Consider the following 20,987-nt stretch of genomic DNA (forward strand, 5'->3'; position numbering starts at 1 on the left):
CAGCGACTGTTGCGTCTTGGCTCGTCAGGCAGGCGTCCTGCCGGACTCCGGGAATACTCAGGGACTCCGCCGTAAACGGTGGTCCTTTCCCGAAATGCTGGCTCCCCAGGAGTGGGGTCACCATCGATTCCCATCGCCCTCGGTGCGGGTAAACGGGGCGGCCTTGCGACCGCGGGCGGAATTCATACCTTTCAGGGTGTGATTGCAAGCGGTTTTTTAACCCGACTTTTGATCTGGCAATCAGCAGCCCTTCGTAGAGATCGCCAAGCCAGTGCCTTACAGGCATTCCAGCCCCGGCGATGAGATCGACCCACACCGGTAGCCCCCCTGCCCCGCTCAAGCTCAGGGCTGCTCGACCCTGAGCCGCACGAAGCGGCGCGGCTGCTGGGACACGACGGGAAGACGGCGTGTGACCGTCTCGGTGAGCCCATCGGGGTTCGGCGCGCTTTCCTCACTGCCCACCCATGCCGGGGTGGCATCAGCCCAGCCGCCGACCGTGGTCGAAATCTCTTCGTGGTAATCGAGATCGTGGCTGCCCAGCAAACGGCGGTAGCGGAAGACGAGGTGGGGAGATCCGCTGAAGGTCTCGATGGCAGCCACTGGCAAGCCACTGCGGCTGGAGATGAAGGGATCCATGCCGAACGCGAACTCGAGGAGGTTGGCCACGCCATCGTGATCGACATCGCCGGACGAACTGCCGAGGGCATCGTCCTCGATCTCCCCGAGAGTAAAGCGGAGCGCCTGCCAGCGGTCGAAACCTTCACCGGCCGGAATGCGGATGCCGGTGGACTCGCTGCCGGTAGCAAGGCCGCTGGTGAGATCGTGGCCTTCGGGAATGGTGAAGACGGAGACGATCTGGCCGGTCAGGCGGTCGCGTTGTTCGAAGCGGCGAACCCCGGCGGGAAGATTGTTAGGGATCATCGTCCCCCAACGGCTCGCTTGCCCCGCGACTTCGGATTGATAGAAAGGCGCGTAGTTCGAATCAACGCCCGCGCCGCTATCCTCGACCGGGGTGGCGGCGAGCGGCGATGTGAGGCCGGCTGCATCGGTATAGAGAACCATGAAATTCCGCGCGATGGCCGCGGAGTCGCCGTGAAGCGCGGAACCCTCCGCGCTGCCCGTGCCGAAGGAACGGACCTGGGCAGAGCCGGCGGAAGTCAGGAAATGGAAAGGCACGTCGCCGCCATTGCCATCGTTGAGCAGGATCCGCGGACGCACGGCATTGCCCGGGGTGAAGCGGATGTTGCCGGTCGGCTCGATCACGAACCAGCCGGTGTGGCTGCCATCGGCGCCCGTGGTGAATTCGCCGTGGCGGACACCGAGGTCACCGGGGAGGAAGCGCGGCGAAGCGGTGCTACGCACGAAGGGCCCGGCATTCCCCGTGGCGAAGATCATGTTCCCCGCGCCATCGGTTTCCGGCGGGTCCTCATCGGTGACCATCTGCTGGGCGTAGCGATAGGTGGCGGAGGGCAGCAAGCCATCGATGCGCAACAGGCTGGCATGGGGAACCCGCAGCGTATTCGCCGGGTAGGCACCCTGGATGAAGGACGGCATCACGAGTGAAGCCAATCCTGCGACACGCGTGGGGAAAGCGTGGCTGGTGCCGGTCAAGCCGCTGGCGGACGCCGTGAGCGTGTAAAGTCCGGGCGTCGGGAAAACGAGGTCATTGAAGGTCGCGACTCCGTTCACCGCGGCGCGAGTAACAGTACCACCAAGCACGCCGGGCTGACCGGCGATGGCGAGCGTGATCACACCGCTGAAATTCTCCGCGACGACATCGTTGCGGCCGAGCGCGTGGACGATGACCGGCGAGGCCACCGACCCAGCCTGGGCTGTAGCAGGCGCGGTCGCGATGGCAAGGGACTCGGCAATGACCGGCCCGGCGGTGACCTGGATCTCATCCAGCCGGAGCTGCGCACGCGAACCGCTGGTGCCACTACGGAAATAGTACTTCCAGCGCAGCTCCACGAGCGGCTGGTTGTCCGCGGCGGCCGGCAGCGATACCGGGCCGAGCACGGTGGAGTGAGCGGCGTTGGCGTTGCGGACATACTCCACGGGCGCGCCGCCAGCACCGGGGACATCGAGGAAAGCGGTGACGTTGCCGATGCGATACTGCAGGCGAATGCCGTAGTCGCGTTCGTTCGGCGCGACCGTGCCGCCGGTCCAGCGGACCCGGATGTCCTGGCTGCCGCGGGTGTCCAGAGCGAGCACGGCGGCCCCGACAAAGCCAGCTCCCGGAGTGGTCTGCGGTCTACCGGTATTGATAAAGCCGATGCCGGGCAAGCCGAGGCCATTGATGCGGCTGCGGTCGGTCAGATTGAAGGGAAGCGTCCACGGCAGGTCCATCGGCGTGGCAAGAACCGGGTCCGGCAGATCGGTCTGGAAGAAGCGCATGCTCGGCGGCGCCGTTCCAGCGGGCTCGTTCGAATTCCAGCGCGACAGCGCATACGGGCCTTCCGTGGCGAGCGGGTGGGTTACCTGGAAATCCGCTGAGGTCAGGGCGCTCCACGTGGTGCCGGAGCGGAGCCGCGCTTTGACCGTGGTATTGCCATTGAGGACGATGGACGGGACCGAGGTCTGGACGAGCGAAAGATCGAAGCGGAGGTCGGTGCTGTTGGCGCTCGACTGATGGATCTCCACCGCGATCACGTTGTTGTCGGCGACCAGGAGATTCGGAGGGATCGCGTAGTTGTAAACCGTTAGCTTATCTCCCGCGACGTTGCTGGCGGCGAGGGTGGTGTAGCCGACGGTGCCGGTGGGCATGTTCGAGCGGGCGACTTCGGTGCCGTTCAGATAAACGACCGCGCCATCGTCGCGAACGAGACCCAGCGTCAGGCCGGTGACGGTGGCAGGATTGGCGACGCTGAAGGTTTTCCGGAAGTAGGTGGTGCGATACTTGTCACTGGCGGACGGCCCGTAGCTGACGATGCTGGCTTCGTCGCCGGTGCCGTATCCAAGGGGCGCAGTCCCGATGGCCCAGCCACTGTCGCTGTAGGCGGTAGTGTGCCAACTGGCCGCGGGGAGTGATCCGATGTCGCGATAGCGCCAGGTCGAGCCCATCGGAATGAATGTGGTGGAGGTGGCAACAGCGGAAAGCGCCGCCGAAGAAATACCCCCACCGGGCAAGCGTGGATCCGACCCGTCGAGCGTGAAATAAATCGTGCCGCTTCCCGCAGTGATGGGGACCGCCTGGCCCTTTGAAACACTGCCACCGTGTTGGCTAAGCACGGGCGGGTCGATGGCCGGATAGAAGCTGCGGTTGCGCAGCATCGTGAAGAGATTGGCGGTGCGCTGCGGAAAGAGCCCGGTGCGGATGGTTTGCGCGGCGCTCTCCCAGTTGGCCGGCGTGCGATAGCCCCAGCGGGCGCACTCGGCGATCAAGCTGTCCTGGACTTCCGCCATCCGGGCATTGAGCCGCGCAAGATTGCGGTCCGGAGTAAGCGCACCGTTGTTGAAGAAGTGGCGGTGGATGCGGTCGGCAAGCAGGATCTTGAAGTCGGGATGTCCTTCGGTGACGAGAGCTCCGAAAAGACCGCCTGGACCCGCCGTGGCAGTGGTGTCGAGATTGAGGGCGGAGGTGCGGAGGAAGCCGTCGGCATCGGCCAACCAGAACTTGAAGCCGGGGCCGGGATCGATCGGGCCGGCGCAGCGGTATTCGCTTTCACAGTTGCCGTAGAACCACAGCAGCATGAAGTCGATCAGGTGGGGAACATCGAGACGGCCCTTCACCGCGACATAGGAATTCCGATTGGCGCGGACGGTGTCCCATGAGGCGCGATGCTCGGGGTCGGGCGTGCCGGTGACGAAATTCGCGCCGTCGTTATCGTTGCCTCTGACCACCATGTAGTCGTCATCCGGACCACCGAGGTAGTCGGAGAGGAAATCATCATCGAGGCGCTCGTGGGCATTGTATTGGCCCCAGTAAGTGCCGTTCACGTAGACGTGGACGAAGCGGCCATGGGGATTGAGGCTGCCCATTTCGAGCATCGTGTCCTCGACGAAGCGGTTGGCCATGTAGAAGCCGCGGTCCACCATGTCGTGGTTGCCGGCGGTGAGGTCGAGGGTGTTGATTTCGTCGTGGGCAGCCATGCCCCGGTCGAAGCCGCGGAATAGCGGTGACTCGAGTTTGCTCGCGCCGTAGTCCGAGCGGAAGTTTACCCGATAGCTCTTCTTCGCAAAGTTCGTCCACGAGCCGCCGAAGCGGGTCAGGCCCGCATTGACCTGCAGCGGCGGCGAGCCATCGGGCAGCATCACCTCGATCGAGGCGGGCCGCTCGTTGTAGTCATCGGGAAGAACGGGGACGCTCAGACAGATGGTCGGGAGCTGGGTCAAGCTGCTCCGGAGCCGAGTGGAAAGCACCCCCTGGGTGTAGGTAGAGTTCATCAGCGGCGAACTCATCACGCTGTCGCGGAAGACGTAGGTGTGGGTCACCGAGGGCGACGCGTGGTAGCCGCTGCGGCGGACGGCGGCACGCACGGTCACGCTTCCATTGACCGCGATGGGTCCGGCATAAGGGATGGCAGGCTCGGAGCCATCGGTCGAATATACGAGCTGCGCGGCAGGATCCGACTTGCTGAGCGTCAGCGAAAACGGCGTGTCACGGAAACCTCGGCTGTGGCTAAAGACGGGCGGCTGCAGCCAACCCGAAAGCGCAGTGCCGAGGTTATGCTCGCGCGGCGATGGTTCGAGGAAACCGAGCGTGCCAGCACGGGCTCGGCCATACGCAAGATCATCGAATTGAGCGGGATAGTTCGCAATGGAATCGACGATGCTTCCATTCGGCGCTGCGAGGACGACGGCCTCGCCACCCGCAGAAAGACTGAAGGTGGTGTGGAGGTTACCGGCGGGATCGACGGGCGTGTCGCTATCCGAAGTGAAGACAATCAGGTGGCCGTTCGCCGGAATGACGGTGCCTGCGGGGAAGGTCCATTTCAGCGGAGTCGCTGTCGTGTCGCTCAAGCCGTAGTTCGCGAGATTGAATGGTGTGCCGTTCGGGTTATGGAGTTCGATCCAGTCGGGCTCCTGCCGATAGCCGTCGCTGAGAGAAAAGCGGTTGGCGGCGACGAACTCGCTGATGCGTGGCGGAAGCGACTGGCCATTGACGACGACCGTGACGGCGCGCGTGACCACGACGTCGTGATTCTTTCCAACCAGCAGGTACTCCGTCGTGGCGGTGGGTGAAACCACGAGGGAGCCCGCACCTTGCGGATTCACGTAAAAGCCAGCGGAGCCGACACCGGGATAAAGGGACAGCTCGCGGAGTCCCTCCTCCTGCCAAGCCAGCGTGGACGATTGACCGGACGTGATCTGCGCAGGCGTGGCGGTGAAGCCAGTGAGCCCTGTCTCGGCGGCGGTGAGACCGAAGGCCTGCACCTCACGCAAGCGCAGCCACCATTCGGTGCCGCCGGTGGCTGACGTACGTTCCTTGTTCTCCAGCCCGATCCGGACGTAGCGCGCGTTCACGGGACCTGGCAAGGCGATGTCAAAAATCGCCGAGGTGCCGCTCAGGTGCTTGGAGTAAACCGAATTGCGGTTCTCATCGAAAAGCCGAACGGTCGCATGGGCGAGCCGCTTCTGATGGTCGGCACTGTCGAAGGCAATCGCGCGGATGCTGTAGAGCGAACGGACCTGGCCGAGGTCGGTCTCCCAGTAGCCATCGACGGTCTGCGTGGTGGTCTCGGTGAAGGTCGCGTGGTTGCCGTCGTTGGCGAGGGAGGGCGATGGCAGGTTGTCGGTCAGGCGCACCATGTAGGCGGGCGTACCGAGGGCATAATTGGTGCCCGTCAGCACGCTGACGCCAGCGAACGAAACAATGCGGTCGCCGTAGCTGTTGAGCGCGTTGTTTTCGAGTCCGATGCGGAGGTAACGGGCGCCCGCGGTGCCGGCAGGAATGTCGAAGCCCCACGTGCCACCAACCCCCGGATGGGAAACGGAGGTTGTAGCCAGGGTGTTAGAGTTGGCGTCGAGCAACCGCAGCGTGAGTCCCCCGAGACGGGCCGATGCGGCATCGGCGCGGGCAACCAATTCGACGCGCCGCACCGGACGACTGCGGTCAAGGGTGAGCAGCCAATAGCTGTTCGAGAGGTTCTGCGTTTCGCTGAATGTAGCCGCATTGGCATCGATCGCGAGGGCCGCGGTATTGGTGCCGTTGGTGGACGATTGGGTGACCGTGGCGATCGAGGTAAGGTCGAGCGGGCCGACGGCGGGCGACGGGTCCCCGAGGACGCGCCAATCGGCCAGGGCAATGCGATGATCCCCCACCCCGTTCGTTTGTCCGGCGGGAAGATCGAGCCGAAGCAAACGGGCATCGATCCCAGCCGGCAGGAAGACCGCCCAAGTGCCCCCGGGTTCGACGGCAGTGATGGTGGTCTCGAAGAGAAGCTGGTCACGAAGCCCGAAGACGCGGAGGCGGACGCCATTGAGAATGCCCGCGTAGGCGGCTCCAGCCGGCGCGACGAGCTCGATCCGGCTGGCCCGGACATAGCGGTCCAGTTCCAGTTCCAGGAACGAGCCGGGGCTATTGGCGGTCTCGGTGAAGGTGGTGGGATTGCCATCGATGACCTGCGGCGTGGCAGTGGCCATCGCCAGCAGGTTGAGCGGCTGGTGCGGCGGAATGGTCGCGGGATCCGCCGTGTCAAAGGTCCAGGTGAAGATGGAACTGCGTCCGGCTTGGTCGGTGACTTCAGCACGGGCGTTGTAGAAGTGGTTTGTCAGAAGCGTGGCGGACGAGCTGACCGTGCGGCTCGTCGCGGTGCCGTCAATGGTGAGCGTCGGTGTGATGTCGGCGTTGTTGAGGAACAGCCGGATATTGCCCGGCGCGAGGGCGTTGGGCGCGACCGTGCTGACGTTGAAGCCAAGACCGCCGTTGAGCGGGTGAAAGGTGGTCTTGTCCGCCGGGGTGAGACTCCCGACCAGCGGCGGACGATCGATTGGCGCGACGAGCAACGAAGCGGGCTTTGTGCCGGTGGCGAGGGCATTGATGTGGGACTGCTCGAGCGCGGTGGTGAAGATCGCGAAGTCATCGAGCCGGCCTTTCATCACGTTGCCCGGGCTGTCGAGCATTTGGCCCAGCAGGACCTCCGTCCAATCGTTGGTCAGAGCCGCGGCACCGGAGCTTGAGGTGACGGGTTGGCCGTTGATCCAGATCTCTTTGGTGCCGCCATTCTTGACGAGAGCGATGTGGTTCCATTGCTGCCAATTCAGGCCCGGCACCGAGCTACTCGGAATGGAAAGCCGCTGGGACGGGATGGCGCAACAGCCCGAGTGGTCGAAGAAGATCGTGCCGTCACTCCACGGCATGTGGCTTTGAAAGCCTCGATTCCCGGAGGCGGCGGAGCGGAACCAGACCGTGGAGGAACTGCCGATGGAGGCGTCCCAGCGCTGCCAGAAAACCACGCTGATCTTGTCGCCGGTGAGATTGCGCTGATTCAGCAGCCCCATGAAGGCGGCATCGGTGATGCGTGCGGAGCTGTTGCCGGCGGTGCCGAAGTTCATGGCGCGGTCACCGGCTTGGCCACTGCGTCCACCGCCATCCGCGCTGTAAGCGGTGTTCCCTTGGAAGGCGATGGTGGTGCCCGCAACGACGTCGGCGGATTGGCTCGGCACCGCGGTGCTGTCGAAGTCCCAAATGCCAAGCGCATCATCAGGATCCACGGGAGGAACGGACTGCGCCCGCAAGGGGGCCATGCCGTTGAGAACGAGCAAGCAGCCGGCGAGGATGCCACGGGCCAAGGAACGGAAGGACTTCACAGTTGGCTAAGACAGGGAATGAGCGAGGGCTCACCGAGGATCGTGGGTAATGCGATCCGGCGCCTACGTTTCAGTCTGAACTCAGAAGGCCGACCGTAAAGAATCTTTTCCTACCCGAAAGATGACGATTCTTGCACTCGAATTCCAGAGGCCGGGATTCGCTGGTGGCCTCTCAGAGTAGATCTCTCCCGAAATCGCGAAACGCACTCCTTCCGGCGAGCGATCCATCGAACGAAGGCGCAACTACCGCTCATTTCCCGGCAGTGAAGACGTCACGAAAGTCCGGCCATTGAGGCGCGGAGCCACACGGTGGAGGCACGGGTCATAAGATCAATTCGAAACGGTGGGACGGGACGCGGGACGGGAAGAGCGGTGCCTCTCAAGCGCATCGGCGGGGCAAGTAGCCTTCGCATCCTCCGGGGTGGAACCGCACGGCCGTTCCTCCAAGAACACGGCGGGAGAAAACATCCGACTCCGCCGCGAATTCGGAAGCGCTCGCGCTTATCCCCGCCGACAGGCAGCTCGATGATCCCACGCGCGGCAAGGCCGGGTCCGCATGGGTCACGCGGTGGAAGCCTCAACCCCGGCTGCCGCCCTGATGCTGGCCGTGCGAGATCTTGTCATCCTCAGCCGCGGCAAACAGCACTGAGGCGGTGGCAAGGAAAAGGCCAATGCCGAGGCGTTTCATGGAAAGGATGGTGGGTTGATTCGATGGTGGTCACTCCTCCACCTTCAACCGTGCGAACAATCTTCCGCCCACGGCAGCTACCCGCGGGATGGATACCGTGACTTGGTCCGGCGCGACGCCGTTCTCGCTCACTTGGACGGTGACGCCTTGCGCATCCGGCCCGGAACTGGTCGCGCCAATGACAACGTCCGTCCAACCCGTGAGTCCGGATCCCCACTGGATCCGCTCGTCGCCGTGATGAGCTTCGGCTTCGTCCTGCCGTTGGAAGGTGAATGTCAGGTGGGTGGCGCTGACCGAGAGCACGGGATTGCCCGAGACATCGGAATCCTGCGGATCGCCTGCGAGGTAGAACTCGAGCAAGTTGCTCAGCCCGTCATGATCCGCATCCTCAGTGGAGCTGCCCACCCCTTCGTTCAGCGCCCAGGTGGTGTAGGGGTTCGCGGGAAGTCCCGGAGCCTGGTCCGTCACCTCAAGGGTGCCATCGACGGCAAGGCGGCTGATCTTCCAGTAAAGTCCCGAGCCAAGCGCCGGCAGATTGAAGGTGCCGAAGCTCCCAGCATAGCTGGTGGCGCTGAAGAGTTGGAAGGTATTACCCAGTTGGAAGGCGTCCGCGCCGATGGAGGTCACCGTGAGCGTGCCCCCGAAGGTCAGGGTGCTGACCCCGGAGACCTTGTCGGACGACAACGTGGAACCGGTCCGCCCGATCTCCATCGCCACGGTGCCGGAGGTAGCAAGCGTCTGGTTGCCAAGCGTGAGCGTGCCAACGCCACCGGCACCGGGGGCCAGCGTGCCACCGCTCTGCACCGTGACCGTGCCGCCAAGCGTTCCACCGCTTTGCACGGTGGTGGCGGTGTTACCCAGCGAACCGGTGACCCTCAAGGTGCCCCCGCTGATGGTGGTGGCCCCCGTATAGGTGCTGGCGTTGGACAAGGTCAGCGTGCCGCCTCCGGTCTTGGTCAGCTTGCTGGCACCATTGATGACGCCGGCGTAGGTGGTGGATGTCCCCAGGTTGCCGATCTTCCACTCACCACCGGTCTTGGAGTTGGCATTCAAGGTGCCGGCACCGGTCAATTCACCGAATTCACCGATCGCGCCGTTGGCATAGAGGCCCATGCTCCCATCAACGATCACCTTGGCATTCTGCAGCGCCACGGTGCCCCTGATGGTGACGTCGTTCGCAGCCCTGAGCGTGCCTTGGTAGCCGGTCCAGTTGCCGTAGGCGGATTCCAGGATGATCGAGCGACCGGAGCCACTCACGCCGTAGCCGGAACCGTTGGTCAGGTTGACATAAGCGGCGGAGTTCCCCGTCATGCCACCCGAGAGCCAGTTGTGTTTGCCGTAGCTTCCACCGGTGGCATGGACCGTGTTGGTGCCGATGACGGTGATGTTGTCCTTGAAGCCGATATCGCCGTTGTCCGCCTGATATTGGGCCGCGGCGCGAAGCGTGGCTCCTCCACCCAGCGTGACGCTGGTCACATCCACCCAGTTGACGTTGTAGGAACCGTAGCGAATTTCCAGGGCCGCATTGGTCACGCTCAAGGCAGTGCCTGCTGCAAAGGTGCTGTTGACGGTTTGCCGGACAATTCCGCCCTCAATGGCGAAAGGGCCGGTGAGCGTGTTGGCCGCGCCCAGGCCCAAGGTCCCGGCACCGGCCTTGGTGAGGCCGTCATTGCCGGCAAGTACGACATTGATCGTAGCTGCCTGGTTGTTGACCGTGATCTTCGGACTACCACTGGTGACGTCGAGCGTGAGCGGTCCGCCGCTGCCGGTGTTGAGCGTCCAGTTGTGGGACGGTGTGGTATCGCCGAAGGCTAGGTGCCCGATGGTGCGCGCGCCATCGAGCGTGACGGTCGCATTCGCGGTCAGGTTCAGGGTGGCGAAGTTGGCGATCTTGTTGGCTCCGCTGGGGATGACGCCGCCGCTCCAGTTGCCCGTGGTCGCCCACGATCCGCCCGCTGGGTTGGTCCAAACGATGCCGGTGACATTGATCAGCAGGGTGGCGGTCGTGGAAGCGCTCGCCGGATCGGTCACCCGCACGGTGAAGCTGTTCAGGCCACTATCGCTATCCGCAGGCGTGCCAGAGAGCGCGCCACTCGAGGAGACGGTCAGCCACGCGGGCCCGCTGTCCTTGGAGAAGGTGAAGGTGTCACCCGCATCCACATCAGTGGCATCTGCTGCGATGCTGCCGCTGTATGCCGCATAGCAAACGGTGTCGGCCTTGGTGATCGGATTGGCGGTGAAGACCGGTGCGTCATTGGTGTTGGCCACCGTGATCACCCATGCGGATTCCGCATAAGCACCCAGCGAGTCGGTCACGCGGATCACAAACTCGTTCACACCCACATCGTCATTTGTGGGGCTGCCGCTGATCGCGCCATTCGCGGCGACGGTCAACCAGGAGGGACCACTTTGCCTGCTGAAGGTCAGCGTTTCCCCCGCGTCCACGTCGCTGGCCTCACTTGCAATCGAGACGCTGAAGGCGGCGTCTTCGGTGGTGTTGGTGCTGGCCAGTGCATTGAGCGTGGGAGCCTGGTTGACCCGTGTGACGGTGACCGAGACGGTCGCGGTGGACGTGCCGTTCCCACCATCGGCAATGGTGTAGGTGAAGCTGTCGGGGCCCATGTAACCGGCGGCCGGAGTGTAGGTCACGTTGCTGCCGGAGATGGCCACGCTGCCGTGGGCCCCTTGGGTGACGGCAAGCAGCGAAAGGATGTCGCCATCGGCATCGGTGTCATTCGCCATCACGGGGAAGTTGCCCACCGTGTCCTTCTGGATCGCGAAGCTGTCGTTCAACGCCAGCGGTGGAGCGCCGACACGGATGGTGCCGTTCACCGCGAGGTTGCCGGTTTCCCAGACCAGACCTGGGGAAAGGGACGGCAGCGTGATGCTGCCGAGGGTGCCCGTATAGGTCGTGGCGGAGAAGAGCTGGAAGGTATCCCCGGCCAGCAGCGCACTACTGCCGGTGTTCGTGACGACAAGCGAGCCTCCATAGGCGAGCGTCGTGATCCCGCTGACACTATCCGTGGAGAGCACGCTGCCGGTGCGACGGATCTCCATGACCGCAGTGCCCGCGAGGGTGAGCGTGTTGTTGATCGCAAGCGTTCCGATGGCACTCACGCCCGGGGCAAGCGTGCCGCCGCTTTGCACGGTGACCGCCCCCGACGTGGTGCCGGTGCCCTCAAGAGCGGCTCCGGATAGTACGGTAGTGGCCGTCGCGGCAAGCGAGCCGGCAAGGCGAAGCGTGCCGCTGCTGACCGTGGTGGCTCCGGTGTGAAGGTTGCTACCACTGAGGGTAAGTGTGCCGGTGCCGGTTTTGACCAAGCCGCCGGTGGTGGCGGTGGAAGCACCGGAGATCGTCAAATTGGTTGCCCCGGTGCTAACATCGACGGTGCTGTGGGTGCCGGCTGTCAACGTGAAGCTGCGGTTCGTGCTGGCAGTGGCGCCGGTGTACTGCAGCGTGCCGCCCGCGAGGACCAGATTGCCCGCCGCATTCGTCGCCTTGCCGAGATTGCCCGCCACGCCGCCGTTGCCGATGGTGCCGACGCTGAGAATGCCGCCGTTAAGGGTCGTCACGCCGGTGTAGGTGTTCACCCCGCTGAGGGTGACGCTGCCAAGGCCTGCCTTGGCAAAATCGCCGGCTCCGCTGATCACGCCGGTCTGCGTGAAGGCGTCGCTGCCGGCCACCCACCAGGTCGTCGGCTGCGTGAGAGTGTAGGCATTGGAGCCATTGCTGCCGATGTATTCGAAGTACCAGACTGGACCCTTGAAAACGGTGCTGCCGCGCCGTTCGTCCGCACGCCAGTAATAGACGCCAGGCGTGGTGATTCCCGAGGCAACGGGGAGGGTGCTGAAATTCACCCGACGCCGTGGTGGCATCGCGGACTCCGGCATAGGTGCCGAGGTAAACGTCATGCGAAGTGGCGCCGGCCGGTGCAAGCCAGTCCAACGCGGGGCTCAGGCTGCCGGCCACGATGACGGCGGAGGGCGGCGCGGGGTCATTGGCGGTGCCGCTGCGTTGGGCAAGCGCCAGGGCCTCGGCCGCGGTAAGGGCGCGGTTCCAGATGCGGACGTCGTCGATCAGGCCATTGAAATATTGAGTCGGGCTGCTGGCCGAGTGACCGAGCTTGATGCCGGTCTGTCCGGTGAAGTTCGACAGGGTCTTGGCGCCGCTGGCGACCAGGACGCCATCGACATAAAGCTTCTGCCCACCCGCCACCGGAGCGTTTGAACGGCCCGCGCCGGGAATTGATCCCGCCGCGGTAGGGACCGGCCCTCGTTTCATTCCCCTGCGGCGGGGGGTGTTGCTTGGACTTCAGCTCTGCGGTGTCGCCATCATCTTGTTTTGCGGGGTACCTTTCTCCCGGGAGTTGCTCGCCGGGGATTTCCCCCACGGCGAGCCTCGCTTCCGATGGCGCTGACCCTCGCCGTCGTGCTGATTCAGGCCGGTTATTGGCTCGGCTACCGGCATCAGGCATCGCTGATCCTCCCTCGGCACGTCGTGCCAGGCCACCTCGTGCTATACCTGGCACGCCTGAACTTCATCTTCGCGGGCGGCGTCTTCTCCACCGTCTTCTTCGCCCGCTACGATCAAGTGATCTTTTCGCTCCACGGGATGGCTCTTCTTTTCGGCATCCTGTTTTCGATGTTCTGCGTGTCGCTCGATCTCGAACGGATCGGAGCGGCCTTTCTCCGCGGAAAAGTCTCATCCTGAATTGATTGATAGATCGCCAACCACAACACCTCGGTCTCACGAGTTCGGTCGATCTTTCCTTCGGCGACATCTTGAAAGAACTCGACGGCGGCGCCACGGTAGCCTTCGAAAAAGCGGGTGACGGTCGCGTCCGGAGCGGTTCTGGGTCGGCTTTCCCTGAGTGCAGGAGGTGCGCGGCACCGCACTCTATGAATGGCATACCAGATGCAGGCCGGCGGGCCGGACGTGACCGACCTGCTCCCGCTGAAAATGTTGCAGGCTTCCGCGGTGATTCCTGTCCAACAGGATCATTCTCTCACGTAGGCTTTGAGGGTGGCGCATTCATGGCCGATGCCTTTGCCGTGCGGGCGAATCGTGTAAGGACCCACCGATGCTGGGACCACAAAGGACTCGGCATAATGAACCACAAACGGATCGAATGTTCCGGTGGGGCTTTCAACGATTGCTTCTTCTCCCTCGACAAGGTTCAAAACATTGAGCGTGCCCTGCGTGTCGTGCGCGACGGTCTTGGTAAACCAGTGTCTCCTCGTCTCGATGAAGTCGCTTTCATGCAAGCCGGTTCGCTCCTCGCGCCAACCTTCGCCGCAGCCGAGAGTTTCCACCCGGTTGACAAGGTTCTTCTTGGTCCATTCGGTGTTGCGCGACCAATCGATATTCGAAGCTCCGTGTTCGAGGTGGATCGGCCGGGCTTTGCCATCCAGGCCTAGCCGGTTCCAATCCCACATTTTGAAGGTGAAGATGTATGGAGTCGCGCTGATCTCGAGCACCATCGACTCCGAGCCGGAACAATGAACCGTGCCGGAGGGTATCAGGAAATGGTCGTGCTTTTTTGCCGGAAACCGGTTCACGTAGCGTTCGTCCGGGAACGGGATTTCGCCCTCTTGGGCGCGTTTCAAGTCCGTCAGCATGGACTCCGGATCCACGCCGTCCTTCAAACCGAGGTAGACCTTCGCATCCCGCCCAGCATCCAATAGGTAATAACTCTCGTCCTGAGTATAAGGCATCCCGAATTTTTCGCGGATGTATTCCTTACGGGGATGCACTTGAAAGGAGAGGTTTCCTCCGCCCATCGTGTCCAGAAAGTCGAAGCGGATGGGAAACTCGTCGCCAAAGCGAGACTGAACGGTTTGCCCCAGCAGTGCCCTCCCTTGATCGAATACGAGATCGATGGAGGGCAGTTCGAAGCGATGCTTTCCGAAGCCTAGTAACAGCGAATTTTCTTCCGGCACGCAGTCAAAGCACCAGGCATAATTCACCTCCGTACGGTCGAGGTCGCACACCTCCTTCATCCATTGGCCGCCCCAGACGCCGGGGTCGAACAAAGGAACGACCCTGAAGGGACGCCTGGCTGCGGTGACCAGTCCGAGGCGCACCGAATCTCCATCCGCCAGCTTGGCATGGTCGATTTGATGGGTATCGAGGAAGAACTCAGCTTTTCCTAGCAACGGTTTTTTCCAACGGTCGGCCACCCGCCAGTCGATGAAGTAAGCGCGCTTGTATTTCCCTGCATGGTGGGAATCGAAGTGGTTGACGCCGAGATTTGAAATCTCCTTCCGTCGCTGACGTTGCTGGATTTCCCACCTGGCGAGGTCGGCGTACACCAGGATGTCAGAGTCACAAAGCAGCGTGGCGCCGACGCCGACAATCAACACCAGGCCCTCGTTGATCGCGTCCGAACTTTCCCGGAGGACTTGCAAGGCCGCGGGATCGAAAAACTGGGGCAAAGTGAGGCTGGAGAGGAAGCCGAACACCGGATCGTCTCCGCCCAGGAAGGGCTCGCAAATGCGGTTGATCTCGACTTCCGGAAGCAACCCGTCCGCACTGCTGACGAGCAAAGCAGGCTGGAGTCGGGCGGCAAGGGATCGGGCAACGGTGGTTTCATCAACACCGGGATAGCATTCCACCGCCATGACGGTTTTACGATTGCCTCGAAGTAAGATTGCCTCGCGAAGCCGGCCTCCGATCGCTTCCCAGCCCTCGACACATGACTGCTCCGAATCGGGCACTGCAACAAAGGGATGCTTATCGTAGTTCGGTTTCCTCATTTCGAAAAATAGGTGGATTGTTCTCTGAACAGCCATTCAGAGGCCACGAGCGCGGCCTGATCGCCAAGCAAGGATGCCTCCACTCGAACCCGGCCCCATGGAGTATGGGCGTGCCGGTGGATATGCTCGCGCAGGGCGGGCAGAATGAGGTCGGCGGCACTCATGATTCCTCCTCCAAAAATCACCACCTCGGGGTCATAGGAATGGATGAGGTTGACCGCGAGCGATGACCAGACAAGCAGGCTGTGCTCTCGAAGCGCGATGGCGCAGGTATCCCCGCCGGAGGCTTGCCGAATCACCGATTCGAAATCGAGAACGGGTTCCTTGGAAACCGCGCTTGTGGCGAAGTCCGTGCGGTTCGCAGCCAGATGAGCAAGGGAAGTGGTCGATGCCTCAGCTTCGGCGCATCCCGTATTGCCGCAGGGACAAGCCCGCCCCCCGTAGCGCAAGGTCGTATGTCCCCCCAAGACACCGGCTTGACCATGCACGCCGCGCATCACCTTGCCCTCCATGATAGCGCACGTACCCAATCCGGTTCCGAGGGTTACCATGACAAGATTATCCGTGCCGCGGCCCGCGCCATACTGCCACTCTCCGATGCACGCCATGCGAGCGTCGTTTTCAATGGCAAGCGGCAGGCCGAGCTGCTCATGGGACCAGGCTCTCAAATCAATTCCGACGGCATCCGAGTACTTTCCAAATTCATCCAGAATGCGACCGCTTTGATGGTCCACCAAACTCGGGAACGAGATCACCACCCCCGTGCATTCCGCCAAAGGTATTCCCACGTCGTCCAACATGCGGAGCCAAGCTGCTTTAATGACAGGTAATTGCGGAGCCAATCCCTGCTCGGAGTTCGAGGGTTCCACAACTTGGGAAAGCACCTCTCCGCCGCGCACGAGACCCAGCTTCATCCGTGTGCCTCCGAGATCGCCGACCAAGAGAATCATGGTTGCCCTCCTTCCTTCAACAATTCAGGCCCAGTACGGTTCCATTCTTCTTCGATCTCTTCCAGTGTCCGGCCCTTGGTTTCGGGAACGAATGCGAATACGAAGAGCAATGAGACAAAGCTGATTCCGGCATAGAGCCAGAACGTGATGGCCGGCCCCACGGAAGGGCTGTCATTCAGCATGGGGAAGGTCTGGGCGACGATGTAGCAGGACACCCAAACCGTCAGTGAAGCCAGCGACATGGCGCGTCCTCGAAGTTTGTTCGGAAAGATTTCGGCGCAAAGTAGCCAACCTACCGGTCCCATCGCCATGGCAAAGGCGGCGATGAAGCCGATGACGGCGAGCAGCAGGGGCAATCCGCTCTGTTGGGTATGAAACATCCATCCGACCAGGGTGAGCGAAATGGTCTGCACGGCAGTGCCAACGATCAGCAAGGGACGGCGGCCGGCCTTGTCCACCAGCCCGATGGCCACAAAGGTGAAAACCACATTGATCAGGCCAACCCAGACGGAGGACATGAAGGCCGCATCTTTGCCGCCGCCGGCGGATTCAAAAATCTTCGACGAATAGTACATGATGGCGTTGATCCCGCAGAACTGAGAAAATGCCATCAGCAGTACGGCGATGAGCATCGGCTTGAGATTGGGGGGCCTGAACAATTCCGCGAAGCGGCCCTCCTCACCCGCCGAAGCTGTCCGGATGGCGATCAGTTCTCTGGCGGCGTGTTCGCGGCCACCCACTTTCCCAAGGATCTCCCGGGCCTCGTCTTCACGACCCCGCTGCGACAACCAGCGCGGACTTTCAGGAACCGCGAAGAGCAGTCCAAGAAACATCAGAGCAGGCACCGCGCCTGCACCCAGCATCCAACGCCATCCGAAGTCGGTGTTCCATGCGTCATCCCCCATGCCCTGCACGGTCTTGTTCACGAAGAGGGTGAGGAAGATTCCCACCACGATGCCCAGTTGGAAAAGCGTTCCAAGTCTTCCCCGCCACTTCTCGGGTGATATCTCCGCAATATAGACCGGACAGATCATCGACGATGCCCCGATCCCAAGGCCACCGATGAAACGTGCGGCGAGGAACTCCTCAAAGGTACGCGGAACCGCTGAAAGTATCCCGGACAGGGCATAGAGCAGGGCGCAAACGAACAGGATCTTTCGGCGACCGAAGCGGTCGCTCAGAAAACCCGCGAACATCGCACCCGGAATGCAGCCAAGAATTGCACTGGCACCCGCGATTCCTTCTTGGGCCGCGTTCAGGCCCATCGAGGCCTTGAGGTAGGAGTTGGCGCCATTGATGACCGCCGTATCGTAACCGAACAGAAAGCCGCCGAGAGCAGTGACACCGGTGGCGAACAATACGAAGCGGAGTGGAGAGGAGACGTCTTGAGTCATCGTGGTGGGGTGGGATCACCGCTGGTGCCGGAAAACGGATGGAGCGAGCCATCGGAATGAAATGGCCCTTGAATCGACGGCCGAATAATTCGGTGGCCGCAGAAAGGCTGGTGTCGCTGCGTCCTCCGGATCCAGAAAGCTTTTCATCGTGATTCGTGGGTTGGGAGCCGGCGGCGGGCAAGTTCCGCGGTATGACGGAATCGGCCGCGGCTTCGGTGAGGAAGGCGGGCTCGATAGCACACCTTCCTGTCAAACCCGCATCCATGGTCGATCCCCTTTCGTTTCAGGTCGATAATTTCGACGGGTCATTTTGCGACAACCGTTGTTCTCGCAGGGATTTTGCATGCACCTTTTATCGATGCTTAGGCAACATTTCGCGACAATCGCGGGTTTGGAGCTTGCTCAACCGATAGGCCGATGTTTGACTCCCATTCCCTGCTTCCATGCAACTCGGAACTCCATTTCGGCACGCCCTACCGGTAACGGAGCACGTATTGGCTGAACCACTGCATGTGACCTACACCGGATGGATAAAGCTGGGTGCCGGCCAGCCCTATTTAAGCGGCCCAGGCGAAACGCCCGTCTTCTTCCGCTATTTATGGAATGAAGGCAGAATTTTGCCGGAGTTCTGTTTGGTGCTCATTCGGGGAGGTCAGGGGGAGCTGGAGACACGGCACGGGATCCAACGGATTCCAGCGGGAACCGCGTTTCTATTGCGTCCTGGAGAGTGGCACCGCCATCAGCCGTCTCCCGACACCGGCTGGACCAATTTGTGGATCGCCTTCAACGGGGAATTGCCACGCCGCTGGATGCGAGAAGGCTCCTTTCATCTGACGGGCAATATTGCGGTGGTTCAGGATTTTGACCTGTTTGTGGCCCAGTTCGAGCGCCTGCTTTGCAGTGTCCAAAGCGCGCCCAACGACAATAGTTCTATCCTTTCTTACCAATTGATCGGGATTCTTTCCCATTTCCTACATGACGGGCTCAACTCGGACGCCAGCGTCCTTCATGCGGACGAACTGGTATCCAAGGCTTTAGCGTATATTTGGGGAAACCTTCTTCAGACTTTGAGTGTGCCGGATGTGGCGCAGCACCTCGGCTGCCACCGCCGCTCGTTGGAGCGGCGGTTCAAAGATGGAACCGGGCGCAGCGTGCTCGACGAGATACAAGCCTGTCGCATCGACCGTGCCAAACGCATGTTAGAGGGAACCCCGCTCACGCTGAAAGAAACAGCCCTCCGGGCAGGGTTCCGGAATGGTCCGCACATGCGGCAGGTGTTCCGCGCGCAATTCGGCCTCAGTCCGGAAGCTTTCCGGGAGTCGACGAAAGGAATCTGAACCGCGGGAAAATTGCACGTCTCATTCGGAAGAACGCCCTACAGTAAGCTTGGCGCGTAGCGCCATCTGATTCCTCTTGCCGGGTCAGGTTGTCAGGCCGCTTTCCAGATCTGCTTTCCCTGGCGGGCGCGGAGCCAGTTTGCCGGGGTTAGCGTGACCACTTCGCTTTCCATCATCGCGGGCAGTCGGGTGAGCACGTCTTCCAGATACTCGCGGGTGCCGAGGCCCAGTCGCCGGCAGTTCTCGACGATGGTGTAAAGGATCGCCGCCCGCTTCCCCGCTTCGCGACAGCCGATGAACAGCCAGTTCTTTGCTCCCAGCTTGGTCGGGCGGATGGCATTCTCGACGAGGTTGTTGTCGATCTCGATCTGGCCGTCGCCGAGATAGACCTCAAGCTTGCTCCACTGTCTGGCCGCGTAGTGGATCGCCTTGCCGAGCTTGCTCTTGGGCAGGATGGCGCGCAGCGCGAGGCGGTCGATGAGGGCTTTGAGCCGCCACTGGATCATGCGGCCTTGCGGGGCACGCACGGCTTCACGCAGGGCGGGCCCGGCCTTGGCTTCGCGCAACAGCCTTTCGATCCCATAGAGGTGTCCGATCTGGCGCAGGATCCAGGCGACGAGCTTGGGGTCCTGTTCCTGCACTTCGAAAAACTTCCGCCGCAAGTGGGCGTGGCAGCCAGCCAGCACGATGTGGGGATTGTTCCTGGCCCAGGCGGGATAGGCCTCGTAACCGTCGCACTGGATGGTGCAGGCGGCGGGGCCGGAGCTGCCGAAAAGCTCGACGATTCCGCCGACATCGCGTCCGGCCCGCCATTGGTAGATGACGGTGCCGCCGGGGATGTTGGAGGCCCAGAGGTAACCAGTCTGTGCCTGGCCACTGCCGGGCTCGAGGTAGTCGATCGGCGTTTCGTCAAACTGCCGGTAGCGACTTCGCCAGTGCTCGGACTGGATGGCGCGGTAAACGGCCGAGAGCCAGTCGGCTCCCAGTGCGGCCCAGTGCGGCCCAGTTGCACAGCGTCTTGCGGTGGAAGCTCACGCCCTGGCGGGCAAAGATCTCCGCGTGCCGGTAATACGGCAGGTGGCAAACGAAGCGGTTGTCGATGATCTCGGCGACGAGACCGGGAGTGGCGAGGCACCGGTCCAACAACGACGGCGGCAACGGTGCGACGACCGGTTTGGCCAGCACGTCACCCTTGCGGACGTACTTGCCGCGGACCAGCCGGATGCGCCGGAATTCGCCGCGCTTGTAGTCGAGCTGTTCGCGGACCTCCTCGCCGATGCGCCGCCATTGCTCCGGGTTGGCAAGTACTTCGGGCGGATCGAGGACCTGCTCGACGACGGGCAGATGTTCCGGGATGCGCGGCGGCCGAGGTTGCTTGCGCCGCCGGTCGCGGCGGTCCGGATCCTCAGCCGCCGGTCCGTGGTCTGCGGGAGCGGCGGCGGGCGCTTTTTTTGGCGGTTCGAAGAGTTCGAGATGGGCGGCATCGAGCTGCTCGCTGGATTTGCCGAAGATGCGGCGGCAGAGCGCATCGATGGTCTGCTTGAGGACGACGATCTCGGCGTCGCGTTTCGCGATCTCGCCAAGCAGTTGCTGCCGTTCGCCGTCCTCCATCTACGGTGGATACCGTAGCATACCGTAGCAAGCGGCGTGCCTTTTCGCGCTGGCTCAGGGCAGTTCATACCACGGGCGCTTGCAGCCGTGGCGCATGTCGATGCCGTCGAGCAGGAGCGCCAGCGCTGTGGAGTTCAGGCGCAGCTTGCCGTCCTTGGTGTCGGTGCCCTTCGGCCAGGCAAAGGTCGCGACGCAGGAGCTGCGGACAACCGTTGGACTTCCTTACTAATCAGGAACCTTTTGGCGCAATTTATAGGGAGAATGAGGATGACATTCGATTGCCGACCGTTTCCATGACGCAAAATACACGCTTGGAAGACTTGTTTCACGGTCGGGTCATCACAGTGTGGTATTGATCGATTGAAGGACCTCCGCCTTTCCAACCAGCCATAAAATCCAAAGTAAAATCCTCAAACCATTCAGCATGAAAACTCGCCACCGCTTAAAATTAAGTATTTCAATACTTTTAATATCAATATTGACCGCTTTAGGAGCGGGGCGC

The 20,987-nt window shown here is 62.2% G+C and carries 9 protein-coding genes and 1 pseudogene; 2 read left to right on the top strand and 8 right to left on the bottom strand.

What is annotated here, in order from left to right:
• Positions 1-342 precede the first annotated feature (342 nt).
• From OKA05_RS11250 to OKA05_RS29430, 3 genes and pseudogenes are all read right to left on the bottom strand, one after another.
• Complete coding sequence (locus tag OKA05_RS11250) at positions 343-7,749, bottom strand: galactose-binding domain-containing protein (protein ID WP_264487238.1); 7,407 nt, start codon at positions 7,747-7,749, stop codon at positions 343-345.
• Positions 7,750-8,467: 718 nt separating this feature from the next.
• Positions 8,468-12,313, bottom strand: a complete 3,846-nt coding sequence (locus tag OKA05_RS11255) for a beta strand repeat-containing protein (protein WP_264487239.1) — start codon at positions 12,311-12,313, stop codon at positions 8,468-8,470.
• 169 nt (positions 12,314-12,482) lie between these two features.
• Positions 12,483-12,719, bottom strand: a pseudogene (locus OKA05_RS29430) (LamG-like jellyroll fold domain-containing protein); the annotation flags it as partial.
• Positions 12,720-12,845: 126 nt separating this feature from the next.
• Between OKA05_RS29430 and OKA05_RS11260 the strand changes: the two are divergent.
• A complete protein-coding gene (locus tag OKA05_RS11260) occupies positions 12,846-13,148 on the top strand; it encodes a hypothetical protein (RefSeq protein ID WP_264487240.1) in 303 nt (100 codons plus the stop codon).
• Positions 13,149-13,435: 287 nt separating this feature from the next.
• On the opposite strand, the gene OKA05_RS11265 is transcribed toward OKA05_RS11260, so the two are convergent.
• Genes OKA05_RS11265 through OKA05_RS11275 form a run of 3 tightly spaced genes read right to left on the bottom strand, consistent with a single transcriptional unit; the run spans position 13,436 to position 17,537 of the window.
• Positions 13,436-15,193: a class I mannose-6-phosphate isomerase gene (locus tag OKA05_RS11265; protein WP_264487241.1), complete on the bottom strand. Its 1,758-nt coding sequence runs from the start codon at positions 15,191-15,193 to the stop codon at positions 13,436-13,438.
• Positions 15,190-16,143 carry an ROK family protein gene (locus tag OKA05_RS11270; protein ID WP_264487242.1) on the bottom strand — a complete coding sequence of 318 codons (954 nt, stop codon included), beginning with the start codon at positions 16,141-16,143 and terminating at the stop codon, positions 15,190-15,192. Before OKA05_RS11270 ends, OKA05_RS11265 begins: the two co-directional genes overlap by 4 nt.
• A complete protein-coding gene (locus tag OKA05_RS11275; protein ID WP_264487243.1) occupies positions 16,140-17,537 on the bottom strand; it encodes a sugar porter family MFS transporter in 1,398 nt (465 codons plus the stop codon). Before OKA05_RS11275 ends, OKA05_RS11270 begins: the two co-directional genes overlap by 4 nt.
• 443 nt (positions 17,538-17,980) lie before the next feature.
• Between OKA05_RS11275 and OKA05_RS11280 the strand changes: the two genes are divergently transcribed.
• On the top strand, positions 17,981-18,874 hold the full coding sequence (locus OKA05_RS11280; protein WP_264487244.1) for an AraC family transcriptional regulator: 894 nt from the start codon (positions 17,981-17,983) through the stop codon (positions 18,872-18,874).
• Between the two features lie 92 nt (positions 18,875-18,966).
• Here the strand turns inward: OKA05_RS11280 and tnpC are convergent, their stop codons facing one another.
• Both tnpC and OKA05_RS11290 read right to left on the bottom strand, forming a co-directional pair.
• Positions 18,967-19,860, bottom strand: a complete 894-nt coding sequence (tnpC, locus tag OKA05_RS11285; RefSeq protein WP_319800653.1) for an IS66 family transposase — start codon at positions 19,858-19,860, stop codon at positions 18,967-18,969.
• Complete coding sequence (locus OKA05_RS11290; RefSeq protein WP_264487245.1) at positions 19,784-20,485, bottom strand: IS66 family transposase; 702 nt, start codon at positions 20,483-20,485, stop codon at positions 19,784-19,786. Before OKA05_RS11290 ends, tnpC begins: the two co-directional genes overlap by 77 nt.
• Positions 20,486-20,987 lie beyond the last annotated feature (502 nt).

The sequence above is a fragment of the Luteolibacter arcticus genome, assembly GCF_025950235.1.
Lineage (GTDB): Bacteria > Verrucomicrobiota > Verrucomicrobiia > Verrucomicrobiales > Akkermansiaceae > Haloferula > Haloferula arctica.

Coding starts and splice junctions, on each gene's coding strand:
- OKA05_RS11255 (WP_264487239.1), bottom strand. CDS start 12,313: ATGCCACCACGGCGTCGGGTGAATTTCAGCACCCTCCCCGTTGCCTCG.
- OKA05_RS11265 (WP_264487241.1), bottom strand. CDS start 15,193: ATGAGGAAACCGAACTACGATAAGCATCCCTTTGTTGCAGTGCCCGAT.
- OKA05_RS11280 (WP_264487244.1), top strand. CDS start 17,981: ATGCAACTCGGAACTCCATTTCGGCACGCCCTACCGGTAACGGAGCAC.
- OKA05_RS11290 (WP_264487245.1), bottom strand. CDS start 20,485: ATGGAGGACGGCGAACGGCAGCAACTGCTTGGCGAGATCGCGAAACGC.
- OKA05_RS11260 (WP_264487240.1), top strand. CDS start 12,846: ATGGCGCTGACCCTCGCCGTCGTGCTGATTCAGGCCGGTTATTGGCTC.
- OKA05_RS11270 (WP_264487242.1), bottom strand. CDS start 16,143: ATGATTCTCTTGGTCGGCGATCTCGGAGGCACACGGATGAAGCTGGGT.
- OKA05_RS11275 (WP_264487243.1), bottom strand. CDS start 17,537: ATGACTCAAGACGTCTCCTCTCCACTCCGCTTCGTATTGTTCGCCACC.